Here is a 16,385-nt window from a genome sequence, read left to right on the forward strand (position 1 = left end):
ACGTGCAGCTGACTGATACTAATAGGTCGAGGGCTTAACCATAAGGAAGGAATTTGAGGAAAAGTTATCCAAGGAAGGAAAGAGATTGGAAGATTAGTTGGTGTGCAGTTTTGAATGTACAATGGCCCGGTGGCTCAGCTGGTTAGAGCGCCGCCCTGTCACGGCGGAGGTCGTGGGTTCGAACCCCATCCGGGTCGTCAATAAAAGAAGAGAAAGAGGAGGTTGAAAGCAAAAGCCGGCTTTCTCGACCTCTATTTTTGTATAAGGAAACATGGGATCTTAGCTCAGCTGGGAGAGCACCTGCCTTACAAGCAGGGGGTCACAGGTTCGAGCCCTGTAGGTCCCACTACCGAAAGGTAAAAAGAAAATAAGCAGGAAAGCTTGTTAATAAAACAGAATAAGCCGATGTGGCTCAATTTAGGCTTATTGACGCAAGTCAATAAGAGGAGAGCAATCAAGCGAAGCTTGGCTCTGACAATTGAGCAAAGTGGTTTGTTACAAAAATTTAATATGCCGATGTGGCTCAATTGGCAGAGCAGCTGATTTGTAATCAGCAGGTTAACGGTTCGAGTCCGTTCATCGGCTTTAGGGAAGCAATGATTACAAAAGTCAGGCTTACCTTAAAAGAATGGGCAGATTCCCGAGTGGCCAAAGGGGACAGACTGTAAATCTGCTGGCAACGCCTTCGAAGGTTCGAATCCTTCTCTGCCCATTAAAAAAAGAAGAAACAGCGCGGGGTAGAGCAGTCTGGAAGCTCGTCGGGCTCATAACCCGGAGGTCGCAGGTTCAAATCCTGTCCCCGCAATTTTTTATGCCCAGTTAGCTCAGTTGGTAGAGCAGAGGACTGAAAATCCTCGTGTCTCTGGTTCGATTCCGGAACTGGGCATTAACCATGTCCGAAGCAAAAGAGAGAGGGACAAGACAGAAAAGACGCAGGAATGACAGATAAATTTAAAAACGGCAAAAACCGTAACAGAATAAACATGAATGACAGATAAGGAAGCAGAAATGCTTCTTTTTTTATTATATAGGGCAAGTCCGTGTTTATAAAGGCGAGTTTTATGTGAAAAAGAATTGTGTAAACCACTGTTGGAAAATATATTAAACATAAAAATAAGGGATATTGTATATGTTGATTATGAAGAAACAATACAGATGACAGCGAAGTCAAAAGGTATAAGAATCGACATATATGTTGAGGATGACGACAACACAGTATTTAATCTCGAAATGCAGACAACAACTTATAAAGAATTACCGAAAAGATCAAGATATTATCAGGGAATAATAGATTTAAACATGATTGAAAAAGGCGAATCATATGATATACTTAAGGAAAGTTATGTCATATTTATCTGTACATTTGATTTTTTTGAAAAAGGAAGAAGTGTTTACGAGTTTGAAAATGTATGCCTGGAAGATAGTGAAATCAAGTTAAATGACGGAACGCATAAGATATTTCTAAACACAAAAGGCGATAAAAGTGACATAAATGAGGAACTGAAATCATTATTGGAATATTTTGACGGCAGCGAACCTGAAAGTGAACTTACGAGAAGGATAGACATAAAGGTAATCGCAGCCAGAAAAAATGAGAGATGGAGGCGAGAGTATATGTCATTACAGATGGAGATGAATCTAAAGTATAGAGAGGGTCTGAAGGACGGAGAAGAAAAAGGTCAGGAGAATACAAATAAATTAATTAAAATACTTTTAAAAGAAAAAAGATATGATGACTTAGAAAAATCAGCTCAGGATATTGAGTACCAGAATAAGCTGATGAAGGAATATAAGATTATAGACTAGTTCAATATAACAATAAAGTTAATGTTGATATGAATAAAAGATGATATAAATAAGTGATAATTGATATTAAAAAGAATGATAATAGATATCAATAAAGCATAATAATAGATATTAAAAAATAAAGCATAATAAAATATCTATTAATAAAAAAGAACTTAAAGCCTGAAAGTTATTAATAATTTTCAAACTTTGAGTTCTTTTTATTAATAAATTAAATTGTAATTTATTTTATCGGTAAGTGTATCCACCACCACAACCTGCGCAACAAGCATTGCAACAAAGATTTGCAAGACAGCAGGCTAAGAGTGGGTTACTGCAAATAATTGTAGGCATTCCACCATAACTGCTTTGACGAGAAGTGTACCAGCTGCCACCACTTTCGAATGTACGGACAAGTTGCTGGTAAGTAGCATTATTAGGCTCCATTGAAGATGCCATGCGGGCATGCTCAAGAGCCTGGACATTGTTGCCTACGCCTTTATTTGCGATAGCACTATAATAATACCATGTAGCATTTTTGTTGGAAATTGTATTTAATACATTAAGTGCCTCGGCATAATGTTGGTTATTAATGTAGTTAGCTGCAGCACGCATATGCATCTCGTCTTCTGACATATTTGAAGAGTTGCCATAATTACCTGCACTACCGTAGCTTGTACCAAAGCCACCAAAATTGCCGAAACCTCCAAAATCAAATCCACCAAAGTCCCAATCGCCGAAACCACCGGAATTATAGCCACCGGAACCATTAGAGCCATAGCCACCAAAACCACCGGAATTTCCAGATCCATAACTGCCTGAATTACCATAGCCGGAGCCATAGCCGCCATAAGTTCCACTGCCATAAGAAGAACCACCATAGCCATTTGCACCATGCTTGCGTGCATCCATAATCTGACTATATGCCTGTTGAACCTGCTTGAATTTCTCTTCAGCCTGTTCCTTGTTAGGGTTGTTAATATTTGCATCAGGGTGGTATTTGCGGCTTAGAGCCTTGTATGCTTTTTTTATTTCATCTTCAGAGGCATCTGGTCTAACCCCTAAAACATCATAAGGATTCATATATCTATTCTCTTTCTAAATTTTTGCTGTGATTATGTTATAATGCGATAGAATATTGTTAATAAAAATTAATTCTGAAAAATTAAAACATCACAATAAAAAATTATTTGTTTTGTAAATTTTTTGAAACACGCCGTTCATAGGAATTCCACACTCCGGAATACAAAATATTACGAAGAATATCAGCGTTGTCAACAGCGGGGAGCATTTCGAAAGCATCGGAACACTCAGCCATCATCATTGTAAGCATATCTTTGACATGAGTTTCAAAATCCGGGTCAGTATAGCAATTTGAAAAAACATTGTAATGTCCCTTTTTGACATCGTCCTCAACATCGTCAAATGCATCCATAATGTATATAAATTTCCCAAGGTAAAAGCCCATGCGACCAAGACCTTTGGCGTAAATATCGTCAAAAGGCACGAATAGGATTTGCATTATCCGGCCAAATAAACCGGCTACCACATCAACGTTGGTTTCATTCATTTTTTCGCGGGTACCGAGTTCGTCCAACAAAGATGAAATAGCTTCGATTTTATTTTTATAGGAATAATCAGGAGAAATATGCAAATGCCCGGAATCGTCAGTAAAATAAGAATTCTGATTGTTACTGTCAGAATTTGGCTGAGTAGCTGTAACTGAACCATCGTTAACAGCACTTGACTGAGTAGCTGTAACTGAACCATCGTCAACAGCACTTGGCTGAGTAGCTGCAACTGAACCATCGTCAACAGCGCTTGGCTGAGTAGCTGCAACTGAACCATCGTCAGTTGAATCAGAAGTGGCATGTACATTATTTAAATTTTTCCCAATTGACCCTTTTTTTAATAATTTTGAATAAGCAAGCTTAAGAACGCTTCTGTCATCGTGCCAGTCATCCAGACATTTGAAATAAGAAAGGATGACGTTCATGTCAGCAACATAATCCGTAAATTCTGAGGAAATGATGTTCTGACGCTTTAGAGGGTGCACAATGCAACGCTTTGAAGTTACGCTGTGCTCCGGCTCATAAAGTGAAGAAAGAAGGATAACTAAAAAGGTCATGTCATAGGACAGGGTTAATTGCCCTGACAGACCGTGTCGCTTGCTAAGTGAGTGGCATAAGCCACAATAATATGCCCGATAAACATCAAATTCCCTAAATTTGAGTTCGGGCTTGTTTACAACTACATATCCAAACATAGAGTCCTCCAGACAAAATAAGTAAAGAACCACAAATCAAATCGGCTCTAAGTTAAATCACACAATCAGTCGTAAATACTTAATGCCCTCTTAAAAGGAAATTCTTACGCATGTTGTTAAATTATATAATCAGTTGCAGACTATTTATGCATCTGATAAATTAACTTTTTTTAATAAATGTCTGTGAACATTTTGGACAACGGATTTCGATGCGGCCTTTGCCACGAGGAATACGAATACGTTGTCTGCAACGTGGACATCTGTAAAAATGATAAAATCTTCTTTGGCTGAAAATTTCTTTTTCACGCTGAAATTTTCTTAAGAAGGAAGCTTTTAAACTTAAATATTTGTTATTCTCCTGGTAGCGTTTCTGAATATTTTTTGAAAACATTCTTATATACATCAAAATAATTAAAATAAGTGAAATATAATAAATAATCCCGGACAAACGTCTTGGGACAAATAACGAAAGCACGCATAAAACCAGTGCGAAAATAAGCATTGCTCTGCCAAGTTGATCTACTCCATACCTCCCGTACATTAACTTCGCTAATTTTTCACGCAAATCTAAGACTCCTTCCATATAAAAATAAGAAAAGTTCTAAAGTCTATCATAAAACCTTAAAACTTTGCCCCTTACTTATAAGAAATATTAACCCTAAAGAAAAAGAAAAACAAGACAAAAGGGCGATAATTAACAAATCCGTTACAAATGTTAACAAATAGGACAAAAGCCATTGCAAAAATAGATTGTGTAGATTCGTGAATTGTGTGGAAAGTTTGAATGTTGAGAAAATCGTAAATATATGTCAATTCATGAAAAAACAAATGAAAATGTATGTAGGAATTGTATAATAAAAATATTTTTATTTTAACTTTTCCATAAGAAAAGCAGAAAATATTGATAAAACTAACAAAATCAATGTACAAAGAAAGTCGTAAATGATATAATAATAAAAGATTGTGTCTAAAAAAATAAGCAACAAATTTACATATTGAACGAAAAATAAAACAAGTTGTAAGAATGAAAATTATATAGATAATTTAATGAAAATATGAATATTATTCACCAAACGGTAAATAAAGTGATTGTTTATTGGATAATAAACAAGAAGATTATACATCAAATAATGATATGGTAAATATTCATTAAGTAAATAAGTAATAAAATCATTCACCTAACTAATATATAAAGCAAACTAGAGAAAATACAAAGGGGGAGGATAGAGAGTGTACAACGGAACAAGTAATAAGTGGACAAAGCATTTTGATTTCATAATAGTAGATGTTATATGCATTAATGTAGCGTTCTTTCTAGCTACACTGATATATTCAGGGTCTGGGCATATGTACAACACTTCCCTATATAGAAATGTAACAATATCATTAACGTTGATACACTTTTGTGTAGCGTTTTTTAGAAACGGATATTCAGGAATATTAAGACGAGGATATCTGAAAGAAATGAAAGATACAGTGTACCATAATGTTATAGTTATGGCAGTGCTGTTTGGTTATTTATTTTTGATACAGCAGTCAGGAAATGTGTCTAGAATAGTAATATTGCTATTCATTATAATAGACACAATATTAATGTACATAAGCCGTATATTATTTAAGAAGTTTTATGCGGTACGTAAGAATTATGATAATGCTAAGGAAAATATGTTGCTTGTTGTATCATCAGATATGGCGACAGACACTATCAACAAGATAAGCAACGGACCGGACAAGAGATTTGAGATAGTGGGAATCGCATTGACAGATGTGATGGACATTAAAGAATCACACATAGATGAAATAGAAGGAATACCTGTAGTGGCCGATGCTGATTCCGTATACGAATATGCCAGAGCAAATGTCATTAATGATGTATTTATCAGAGTAAGCGGAGTAAACAACTTCTTCGTAGAAGGCATGGCATATGGATTTTTGAACATGGGAATTAAGGTTCATATAAATGTAGAATTTCTTACACATACTTTGCCAAATGCAGGATTTGAAACAATTAACGAGGTAGCAGTTGTAACGACAAGTATAAATCAGGTGTCACCGGTTGGAGCATTTGCAAAGAGAGCACTTGATATATGCGCAGGACTTGTAGGGTGCCTTGTTACAGCAGTATTGTTTATATTTGTAGCGCCTGCGATTAAGATTGCAGACCCTAACGGACCAATATTTTTCTGCCAGTTAAGAGCAGGGAAAAATGGAAAACCATTTAAGTTCTACAAATTCCGTTCAATGTATTCAGATGCAGAAGAACGCAAGAAAGAACTTATGGAACAGAACAAGATGGACGGACTTATGTTTAAAATGGACGCAGACCCTAGAATTATAGGAAGCGGAAAAGACGGCACAAAGAAAGGACTTGGTCATTTCCTTAGAGCTACATCAATAGATGAATTTCCGAATTTCTACAGTATATTAAAAGGCGACATGAGTCTTGTAGGAACACGTCCGCCAACAATGGATGAATACGAACAGTACGAAGCACATCACAAGAGCCGTCTTGCAACAAAACCGGGACTTACGGGAATGTGGCAGATAAGCGGTCGAAGCGATATGACGGACTTTGAAGAAATAGTAAAACTTGATAATGAGTACATAATGAACTGGAGCTTTGGACTGGATATAAAGATTATACTGAAGACTTTCTTTGTGGTAATTGCAAGAAAAGGGTCAGTATAAAGTGATTTGATAAGGTTTAAGTATAAACGAAAATAACTATGTGAAAATTATTTGGCTAAATAAACTTAGCTAATAGAAATAATGAGATAAGTGAAATGTGGTGCCGGGCGTAGCCTGGCACTATGTGGAATAACAGGTAGGATGCCGATAATAAAAATAAGAGAAATGAGAAACAGGTAATATGAAAAATGGACAGTTGCGAATAGCAATGCTTGGTCATAAAAGAATACCGTCAAGAGAAGGCGGAGTCGAAATAGTAGTTGAGGAATTAGCTACCAGAATGGTGGAAAGAGGCAATAAGGTTACTTGTCTTAACCGTGCCGGGCATCATGTAAGTGGAAAAGAATTCGATGAAAAAAATAAAAAAGAATATAAGGGAATCAGATTAAAAACAGTTCCTACATTAGATAAGAAAGGACTAGCTGCTATGACTGCTTCTGTGACGGGAGGAGTATGCGCTGCATTTGGCAAATACGATGTAGTACATTTTCATGCAGAGGGTCCTTGTGCCATGTTATGGCTACCTAAATTATTTGGGAAAAGATGCGTGGCAACAATTCACGGACTTGACCACCAGAGAGCAAAATGGGGAAAACTTGCAAGTACATACATAATGATGGGCGAAAAATGTGCAGTAAAACATGCTGATGAAATAATAGTGTTAAGTAAGGGAGTACAGGATTATTTCAGAGAAAAGTATGGTCGTGAAACAAGATTTATTCCTAATGGAGTAAACAGACCGGTTATAAGAGAAGCAAATATAATTAAATATAAATTCGGACTTGAAAAGGACGATTACATATTGTATCTTGGACGATTAGTGCCGGAAAAAGGATTACGGTATCTTGTGGAAGCATTTAAAAATGTGAATACGAATAAGAAACTTGTAATAGCCGGTGGAAGTTCAGATACGGATGAATTTGCAAATGAAATAAAAGCAATGGCAAAGGGCGATGACAGAATAATATTTACAGGATTTGTTCAGGGCGAGGAACTGGATGAGTTGTATAGTAATGCGTATGTGTATACTTTGCCAAGTGACTTAGAAGGAATGCCGCTTAGTCTGCTTGAGGCAATGAGCTATGGCAACTGCTGTCTTGTGTCAGACATAGATGAATGTGCATCAGTAGTTGAAGATAAGGCACTTGTATTTGAAAAGTCGAATGTGGAACAATTAAAAGAAAGACTGCAGGAGGCTTGCGATAAGCCGGAAATGGTAGATAAGTATAAAAAAGAAGCAGCAGATTTCATATGTGAAAAATACAATTGGGATGATGTTGTGGAAAGAACGATGGAGATGTATAGAGGTTAGAATAGGTGAAAAGAGATAAGTTAGTTGATTGCCTAAAAGGTTACGCATGCTTTTTAGTAGTGTTTGGACATGTTATTATGGGAATCAGAAATGCGGGGATTGTGTGTCCCGCATATAGTGAAAAGTTAGAAATGTTTATATGGTCATTCCATGTTGCTTTATTCTTTTTTTTGAGTGGATATGTTTATAATATTACAGGAGAATGGAGAAGGAAAAAGACAAGGAGTCGCTTTATTTTATATAAATTTATAAATTTAGGAATCCCGTACATTGTATTTTCGTGTATATACATAATTTTGAATAGTCTGATTTCAAGTACGAATCATAACAACAGTATTAACGATATTATATGGATATGGAAAACACCTGTAGCACAATATTGGTTCTTATATACATTATTTATATTATTCGCTATATGGGCTGTTTTATCAAAAATTCTGAAAAATTGGCAAATAACTATTTTACTGGTTATTATATATTATATTTGCTTTTTTAGTAGTATCTCGTTACCATTTTTGGAAAGGGGATTACCGTATGCTTTATGTTTTGGAATAGGAACATCTCTTGATAATTTAAAAATAAAAGAAATTAATAATGCGAAAAAAATAGGATTAATAGTTTTGCATGTTTTGCTAGTAAATGCTTTTATTTTTACAAATATTACGGGAAAACCATTTATCGATGATATTGAAGAGGTGTTAGGAATTATGGCTAGCATAGCATTGATTTCTTTAGCAATAGAAAGAATAAACGTAAAAAAGATTTTGATGTTCATAAATCGTTATTCTTTGCCAATTTATCTTTTACATACAATTTTCACAGCGGGAATTAGAACGGTTCTTATGAAGATAGGAATAGGAAATTATGTTGTAAATGTTGTTGCGGGAATAATTTTAGGGATTTTTGCACCTATTTGTATTGCAATATTAGCAAATAAAAGCACAGTGTTGGAAATTTTCTTTTATCCAACAAAGACGGTAGAAAAATTAAGGGGAGAGAAAATAAATGATTAGAATTTTACATTCTGTAAGTAATATGGATAGAGCGGGAATAGAAACAATGCTTATGAATTACTACAGACATATAGATAGAAATAAAGTACAGTTTGATTTCTTGTGTAATAAGACAAAGCCAGGTGCTTATGATGAAGAAATAAAAAAAATGGGAGGAAAAATATATCACACACCAGGATTGAATCCTATAAAGTATAGACAATATTTAAAGTGTATGAAAAAAATATTTAAAAATAATCCAGAGTATAAAATTGTTGAGGCACATAATGGAGCGTTAGGTGTATACGCACTTCATGCAGCAAAAAAATATAAAATACCAATTAGAATATTTCATGCCCATGGAGCTAGCATTACAAAAGATTGGAAATGGCCAATTAAGCGTGTTTGTAAGGCGTTATTACCGCTGAATATGAATAGACATTTTACGTGCGGAAAAGCAGCAGCAGAATGCTATTTTGGGGAAAAAATTGTATCGATGAATGATTATGAATTTATTCCAAATGCGATTAATACAAAGAAATTTGTTTTTAATCCAAGTGTAAGAGAACGTATGCGAAAAGAGAATAATCTTGAAAATAAAAATGTCATAGGACATGTTGGAAGATTTATGCCACAAAAGAATCATAATTTTTTGATTGATGTTTTTTTAGAGTATTTAAAAATAGATAATAATGCGCATTTAGTATTATTAGGAGATGGAGAATTACTAGATACAATTACTAGAAAAATAAAAGAAAAAGGAATAGAAGAAAAGGTAACTCTAGTAGGAAATGTATCAAATGTGAATGAATGGTATCAAGCATTTGATTGTTTCGTTTTGCCATCTATATGGGAAGGGTTACCGGTTGTTGGGGTGGAAGCTCAGGCTGCAGATTTACCGTGTATTTTTTCAGCAAGTATTACAAGAGAAATAGGATTGTCTAGCAGAGCAAAATTTGTATCAACAAAAAATAAAGAGCAGTGGATAAGCGAAATAAAAAAGGCAATGGAAGATAAAAAAAGGAAAGATACCTCGGAATTAATTAAAAATAACAATTATGATATAGAGATAGAGGCTGTGAAGTTAGAAAATAAGTATATTGAATTGGCAGGAGAGACGAAGTAGTGAAGATAGGAATATTAACACATCATTATATAAATAATTATGGTGCATTTCTTCAAGCATGGGCATTATGTGATGCAATACAAACCATGTGTCCTAATGACGAGGTGGAAATAATTGATTATGTGAATTTAAAACATAAGGTAATAAATACATTTGGTTGGTTTAGATTTTATAAAGATAGAGAAAACTTAAAATGTTGGAGAGAAAAGATAAAATTACCGAAAACTTTTTCAAGAGCAAGACAAAAAGAAATGAAGTTGAGTAGACGTTGCTACAAAGTTGAGCAAGTTAATAAGCTAGAGTATGATGTTATTATCATAGGGAGTGATGAGGTTTGGAATTTTAAAGACTCAAAGGCATATGATCCTATTAAATTCGGCATAGGATTGAAGTGCAAGAAGTTAATTGCTTATGCGCCTAGTGTTGGACAAGCAACTTTTAAGGAAATGCCTAAATGTATAGAAGAGGGAATTAAAAAATTTTCAGCAATTTCGGCTCGTGATGATTTGTCATTTGAATTAGTAGAAAAAGTAGCAGGGAAGAGTGCAATAAGAGTTTTAGATCCAACATTTCTTTCAAAATTTCCTATGAAAAAAATAAAAGTAAATAAACCATATATTTTATTTTATTACTGCGATAAACTTCCAAAAAGAATTAAAGAGCAAATATTAAAATACGCAAAAGAAAATCAAATGGCAGTTTATGGTGCGGGAGAGTGTGATAAGCAATATACAAATATTACAGTAAATTTGACTCCGTTTGAATGGGTAGGAATGTTTAGAAATGCTCGTTTTGTTTTTACTGGAACTTTTCACGGAACAGTATTTTCAATTTTAAATAAAAGGCAATTTAAAGTATATTTGACGAACGAAAGTAGAATAAAAAAAGTGGGCGCACTTTTAAGAGAATTAAAAATTGAAAATAGGATTATGGAAAGTGAATTTAAGTTTGATTTGCAAAAAATGGGAAACGAGATAAATTATGAGAAAGTTTATAATATTATAGATAAAAAGAAAAGGGAAAGTTTACAATTTTTAGAAGACGCTATTAGGAGATAGAAATGAAAATAGGTATATTAACACACCATTATGTAAAAAATTATGGAGCCTTTCTACAGATGAAAGGAATGTATGAGACAGTTAGAGAGCTGTATCCAGATGCAGATGTGAAAATAATAAATTATACAGTAAAGAAGCACTGGATGAAAAATATTATACACATCCTTCATTACAGGGTTGGAATAGATTCAATTCCGACATATTTTCAAAAAGTAAAACAATTAATGGTATTCACAAAATATGAAAGAAGTATACCTAGAACTAACAAAGTAAAAACTGCAACAGATATAAACAAGTTAGGATTAGATATGATTATTTTGGGAAGCGATGAGATATGGAACTGGTATGGCTCAGGATATAACAAACTTAAGTTTGGAGCTGGGCTAGAGGCGGATACGATTATATCATATGCACCAAGTGTAGGGTCTGTGACGGATAAATCGATTATACCAGAAGAATTAAAAATAGGCATAGAAAGGATGAGTAGAATTTCGTGCAGGGATAGTGAAACTATAAAGTTTGTAATGCGAGTAACGAAAAGAAGTGCAGTAAAACTTTTAGATCCAACATTTTTATACAATTTTGATTTGGATATAAAAAGAGAAAATATAAAGGAGAAGAAAGAAAAATATATCCTTATTTATGATTGTAAACTTACATCTGATCAAGTTTCAGAACTTAAAAATTATGCTACTATTAACAATATGAAAATAATAGGAGCAGGTGATTATAAAAAATATTATGATGAAGTTACAATTTGCTTGTCGCCATATGAATGGGTAAATTTATTTAAAGGAGCAGAAAGAGTAATTACAGGAACATTTCATGGAACTGTATTTTCGATAAAGTATAAAAAGCAATTTGTATGCTATCCGACAGAGAAAAATAGGATAAATAAGATAACATCATTGTTGGAAGATATGGACTTAAAAAATAGATGGCTTGAATTAGGAAAAGAAGAAAAATTTATCGATATGTTAGAAAAACCGATTGATTATACAAAAGCTTATTGTTATATAGAGAACAAGCAAAAGGAAGCAAAAGCTTTTATTCAAGGAGAGTAATTGCAATGGAAGATATTGTATTATATGAAGATAAAAGATATTGTTGTGGCTGCGGGGCGTGTAAAAACGTATGTCCTAAACATGCGATACATATGAAAGAAGATGAATATGGTTTTGTATATCCTGAAATAGATAATGATTTATGTGTTAAATGTGGAATGTGTAAGAAAGTTTGTGGATATCAAAATACACCTGAATTTAATAAAGTAAAAAAAGTGTATGCGGTGGCATCGAAAGATGAAGAGACACTTAAAAAGTCAGCATCAGGTGGTGCTTTTGCAGAATATGCAAAAAGTGTTTTGAATAATAATGGGGTTGTGTATGGTGCAACGATGTTAAATGAAAATGGTGAGTTTAATCCAAAACATATTCGAATTACAAGAGTAAGTGAAATTGAAAAAATTCAAGGTTCGAAATATGTACAAAGTAGTATTGAGGACATTTTTAAATTATTACAAAAGGATTTAGATAATGGTGTTGAAGTATTATTTTCAGGGACACCTTGTCAAATTGCAGCGATAAAGACATTTCTTAAGAAAGAATACGCAAATCTTTTTCTTGTAGAAATAATTTGCCATGGAGTTCCAAGTAAAAGATTTTTTAATGATTATATTAAAAATTTAGAAAGAAAAGGCGATAGGAAGGTTACAAAGTTTTGGTTTCGAGATAAGAGTAAGGGACAAGGTAAGACAATCAAGATTATATTTAGTAATGGAAAAAAGTATATTGTTAATGGCGATATAATGTCATATACAGGATTGTTTTCTAAATCATTAACACATCGAATAAATTGTTATACGTGTCCTTTTGCACAAAATGATAGAATTGCTGACATTACGATGGGTGATTATTGGGGATTTCATGAAGAATATCCAGAGTACAATCAAAAGAAGGGCTTGACTAATTTGACGGGAATATCATGTGTTTTAGTTAATACAGATAAAGGAATGGAATTAAATGAAAGAATTAAAGATAATTTTATTATTTTAGAATCGGAATTCAAAAAGGTTGAAAAACATAATGAACAATTGTATATACCATCGAAATACAATGAAAATAGGGAGAAAATTTTAGAAGGGTATAAAGAGGAAGGATATGGTTTTGTAGAAAAATTTTATTATAAACATTATAAAAAAAGTATTCTAAAAAATGTTATTTCATCATTTATACCTAAAAAAACTAAGCAAACGATTAAAAGAATTATTGGAAAAATAAAAAAATAGGGGAGATAAAGATAATGGAGAAAGTTTTGGTAAGTATAGTTGTACCAGTATTTAATGTAGAAAGATATTTAGAAAAGTGCGTGGAGAGTTTACTTAAACAAACATTAAGGAATATTGAAATAATATTGGTTGATGATGGCTCGAAAGATTCAAGTGGGCTAATATGTGATAAATTAGCAAAGAAAGATGGTAGAATCAAGGTTATTCACAAACAAAATGCCGGATTAGGTTTGGCAAGAAATAGTGGCATGGAACTTTGTACAGGTGAATTTATTGGGTTTGTGGATTCCGATGATTATGTAGACATAAATATGTATAAAACATTGTATGATTGTGCAGTGAAAAACAAGGCAGATTATGTACGATGTGAAAATTTGATAGTTGATGAAAATGATTGTATAGTAGATAACAGTATGTATGCGTTAAAGGAGGGAAAATATGAAAAAGAAGATATTATTCAAAAATTAGTTTGCCCTATGTTTGGTAAAGAACTTAATGAGGGAAAAGAGGCACATATTGGTATAAGTGTATGGAGAGCAATATATAAAACCCAAATAATTAAGGATAATAGTATCGTTTTTCCATCAGAGAGAAAGGTCATATCAGAAGATATACCGTTTAATTTAGATTTTTTGATGAAAGCTAAAGTTGCATATGTAGTAAAAAAACAATTCTACTATTATGTAGTTAGGAAAGAATCTTTAACAAAAGTATTTAGAGAGGACAGATTTGAAAAAGAAAAAAGCTTATATTATTATCTTAGTAAAAAATTAAGTTATTATGGATTATTAGAACAATGTAGTAATAGAATTAAAAGATTTACGTTGGATAGAAGTAGAAGGTGCATTAAAGGAATTTTGAACAATAAAAGATATTCAATAATAAAAAAGCATAATATAGTCAAAGAAATTTTAAATGATGAAATATTTGATGAAATGTTTGAAAAATTAGAAATAAGAAAATTTCCATTAAAGTACAGAATAGTAGCTAATGTTATGAAATACCGTTTAGTGTTTTTACTGATAATATTAGGTAAAAAATTGTAAGAGGTGAAACTGTGAAAATAAAAATATCTACAATTTATATAATTATATTTTGTATAGCTTTTATTCCTACAGGAGGAATATTTGGAATCGATTTAAATTATTGGATAAAATATATTTTGGGTGCAGTATGGTGTGTATTGGGAATCCAATTGATATCAAATAGAAAGAACAAAGCGAGAGATGGAGGAATTTTAAGAAATTATTATGGTTTTCTATTAATTCCGTTCATTGTTATGCTTATACATCTTCCAATTGTGTATTTTATATACAATCAACATTTTGACGGTGCAGTATTTAATAGAATTATAAGCTATTTTGTTCAAAGATGCATTTTATTAGCAATACCAATTGTAGCAGCATTATATTTTAAGCTGAATTCTATTAAGTACACTTTTTATGCATTATGTATAGACTATTCACTTGTAATTATGAATGCAATTATTAAATATGGAATTGGAAACTTTGTGAAATTTGCATTATCAGCATGGAGAGATGAGTGGAATGAATGGCAAGCTTCTAATAGCATAGCCTCAGCATTGGAGGTGCATGATTTAACATTTGCAATAGGCTTTTTTGTGTTATATTATTTACTATTTTCTGAACAAAAAAATAAAGTAAAAGATGTAAAGCTATGGATAGCATTTCTTTATATGTGGCTTGGATTTAAAAGAATTGAAATGTTGGCAATTTTGATTGCGATTATTGTAATGAAAGTGATGTTAAAAAAATGTGCTAAAAAAAAGATTAATATAAAAAGTGCAATAATTAATGTGGGATTGATAGTGGTTTTTATTGCTTTTATAGCAATAGTTAAGAGCAATGAAATTCAAGATTTGGCTTTACAGTATGCTATTAATTTTAATGGCAGATTACATAGTTATGCTCTGTTGAAAGATTATTATTCGATGTCACTTTTGTTTTTAGGACGCGGGTACTGTTATTCTACATTAGTATTAGACAGATTACAAGATTTGTCTATTATTCATAGTGATATATTGAAATCATTTGTTGATTATGGTTTTATAGGATTTTGTTTATGGATTAGTTATTATGTATATTTTTTACCTAAAAAATTTATAAACGAGTCAAAGTCATCAATGTCTAAAAAAACAGCAATAATAATGATTACATTTTCTATATATGCAATGATAACATATTTGACGGACAATACTAATGTATATTTTTGTTTTCAAACGGCATATTTGTTGATACCATTTGCCGTGCTTTTTGAAGGAATGAAGAGAGAATAGAGGGAGAAAGCAATATGTTTTTGTTTACTAATAAGTCAGACTTAAGAAAGTGTATTAAATATGAGAAAAAACTATTATTTTCAGGGATTGATAGAAAAGGAATAGTAAAATATGTAATTACAAATAATCATTTAGTTGAAATATCTAAATATCAAAAATTTTTAAGAAAAGAAAATTATTATAGACATAAGAAAAATATTGTGTCAAAAATTTTGGAATTATACTATACGAAAAAAAAGAACAAATTAGGAAACAAATTGGGCTTTTATATAGGTGGTGATGTTTTTGATGTTGGATTAGTTCTTTTTCATCACGGGACCATTATTGTTAATGGAAATGCAGTAGTTGGGAAAAATTGCAAATTGCATGGAAATAATTGTATTGGCAATAATGGAAAGGACTCTTGTGCACCTATTTTAGGAGATAATATCGATATTGGTTTTGGCGCAAGTATTATTGGAAATGTAAAATTGGCTAGTAACATAAAAATAGGTGCAGGTGCAGTAGTAACAAAATCTTTTAGTGAAGAAGGAATTACATTAGTTGGGGTACCAGCACATAAGAAACAAATTTAA

13 protein-coding genes, 6 tRNA genes and 1 pseudogene are annotated in these 16,385 nt (G+C 32.5%); 17 read left to right on the plus strand and 3 right to left on the minus strand.

The genetic code is table 11. The features are described 5' to 3' along the window. Positions 1-123: 123 nt before the first annotated feature. The 7 genes and pseudogenes from N5B56_RS11355 to N5B56_RS11385 form a co-directional block, all read left to right on the plus strand. Positions 124-197: transfer RNA gene (locus N5B56_RS11355), tRNA-Asp, on the plus strand. Positions 198-273: 76 nt separating this feature from the next. After that, positions 274-346: transfer RNA gene (locus tag N5B56_RS11360), tRNA-Val, on the plus strand. Positions 347-512: 166 nt separating this feature from the next. After that, positions 513-585: transfer RNA gene (locus tag N5B56_RS11365), tRNA-Thr, on the plus strand. Positions 586-630: 45 nt separating this feature from the next. Further along, positions 631-712 (plus strand) — tRNA-Tyr (locus N5B56_RS11370). Between the two features lie 19 nt (positions 713-731). Continuing rightward, positions 732-805, plus strand: a tRNA-Met gene (locus tag N5B56_RS11375). A gap of 8 nt (positions 806-813) precedes the next feature. Next, positions 814-886: transfer RNA gene (locus tag N5B56_RS11380), tRNA-Phe, on the plus strand. Between the two features lie 179 nt (positions 887-1,065). Then, positions 1,066-1,806 (plus strand): annotated as a pseudogene (locus tag N5B56_RS11385) (Rpn family recombination-promoting nuclease/putative transposase); the annotation flags it as partial. Positions 1,807-2,034: 228 nt separating this feature from the next. Here N5B56_RS11385 and N5B56_RS11390 read toward each other — a convergent pair. The 3 genes from N5B56_RS11390 to N5B56_RS11400 all read right to left on the minus strand — a co-directional run bounded on the left by N5B56_RS11390 (position 2,035) and on the right by N5B56_RS11400 (position 4,616). Beyond that, positions 2,035-2,868 (minus strand): DnaJ domain-containing protein, encoded by an 834-nt coding sequence (locus N5B56_RS11390; protein ID WP_260978992.1) that lies wholly within the window; start codon positions 2,866-2,868, stop codon positions 2,035-2,037. A gap of 103 nt (positions 2,869-2,971) precedes the next feature. Next, positions 2,972-4,051, minus strand: a complete 1,080-nt coding sequence (locus N5B56_RS11395; protein WP_260978993.1) for a DUF5685 family protein — start codon at positions 4,049-4,051, stop codon at positions 2,972-2,974. A 160-nt stretch (positions 4,052-4,211) separates the two neighbouring features. Further along, on the minus strand, positions 4,212-4,616 hold the full coding sequence (locus N5B56_RS11400; protein WP_117910315.1) for a zinc ribbon domain-containing protein: 405 nt from the start codon (positions 4,614-4,616) through the stop codon (positions 4,212-4,214). A gap of 665 nt (positions 4,617-5,281) precedes the next feature. Between N5B56_RS11400 and N5B56_RS11405 the strand changes: the two genes are divergently transcribed. The 10 genes from N5B56_RS11405 to N5B56_RS11450 all read left to right on the plus strand — a co-directional run bounded on the left by N5B56_RS11405 (position 5,282) and on the right by N5B56_RS11450 (position 16,385). Further along, positions 5,282-6,739, plus strand: coding sequence for a sugar transferase (locus N5B56_RS11405; protein ID WP_260978994.1), 1,458 nt, complete (start codon positions 5,282-5,284; stop codon positions 6,737-6,739). Positions 6,740-6,920: 181 nt separating this feature from the next. After that, positions 6,921-8,051 (plus strand): glycosyltransferase family 4 protein, encoded by a 1,131-nt coding sequence (locus tag N5B56_RS11410; RefSeq protein WP_260978995.1) that lies wholly within the window; start codon positions 6,921-6,923, stop codon positions 8,049-8,051. 5 nt (positions 8,052-8,056) lie between these two features. Next, positions 8,057-9,064, plus strand: a complete 1,008-nt coding sequence (locus N5B56_RS11415) for an acyltransferase family protein (protein ID WP_260978996.1) — start codon at positions 8,057-8,059, stop codon at positions 9,062-9,064. Then, entirely contained in the window at positions 9,057-10,169 is a 1,113-nt protein-coding gene (locus N5B56_RS11420; protein WP_260978997.1) for a glycosyltransferase family 1 protein, read from the plus strand. Before N5B56_RS11415 ends, N5B56_RS11420 begins: the two co-directional genes overlap by 8 nt. After that, complete coding sequence (locus N5B56_RS11425) at positions 10,169-11,227, plus strand: polysaccharide pyruvyl transferase family protein (protein ID WP_260978998.1); 1,059 nt, start codon at positions 10,169-10,171, stop codon at positions 11,225-11,227. The genes N5B56_RS11420 and N5B56_RS11425 overlap by 1 nt, the downstream gene beginning before the upstream one ends. Before the next feature lie 2 nt (positions 11,228-11,229). Next, positions 11,230-12,291 carry a polysaccharide pyruvyl transferase family protein gene (locus N5B56_RS11430; RefSeq protein WP_260978999.1) on the plus strand — a complete coding sequence of 354 codons (1,062 nt, stop codon included), beginning with the start codon at positions 11,230-11,232 and terminating at the stop codon, positions 12,289-12,291. A gap of 5 nt (positions 12,292-12,296) precedes the next feature. Then, the gene (locus tag N5B56_RS11435; protein WP_260979000.1) at positions 12,297-13,514 is read left to right on the plus strand and encodes a Coenzyme F420 hydrogenase/dehydrogenase, beta subunit C-terminal domain; all 1,218 of its coding nucleotides are present in this window, start codon (positions 12,297-12,299) and stop codon (positions 13,512-13,514) included. Between the two features lie 14 nt (positions 13,515-13,528). Beyond that, positions 13,529-14,560: a glycosyltransferase gene (locus N5B56_RS11440; protein ID WP_260979001.1), complete on the plus strand. Its 1,032-nt coding sequence runs from the start codon at positions 13,529-13,531 to the stop codon at positions 14,558-14,560. Positions 14,561-14,571: 11 nt separating this feature from the next. Next, positions 14,572-15,810, plus strand: coding sequence for a hypothetical protein (locus N5B56_RS11445; protein WP_260979002.1), 1,239 nt, complete (start codon positions 14,572-14,574; stop codon positions 15,808-15,810). Positions 15,811-15,824: 14 nt separating this feature from the next. Beyond that, on the plus strand, positions 15,825-16,385 hold the full coding sequence (locus tag N5B56_RS11450; protein WP_260979003.1) for an LbetaH domain-containing protein: 561 nt from the start codon (positions 15,825-15,827) through the stop codon (positions 16,383-16,385).

The organism is Eubacterium album, from assembly GCF_025336545.1.
Lineage (GTDB): Bacteria > Bacillota > Clostridia > Lachnospirales > Lachnospiraceae > Eubacterium_U > Eubacterium_U album.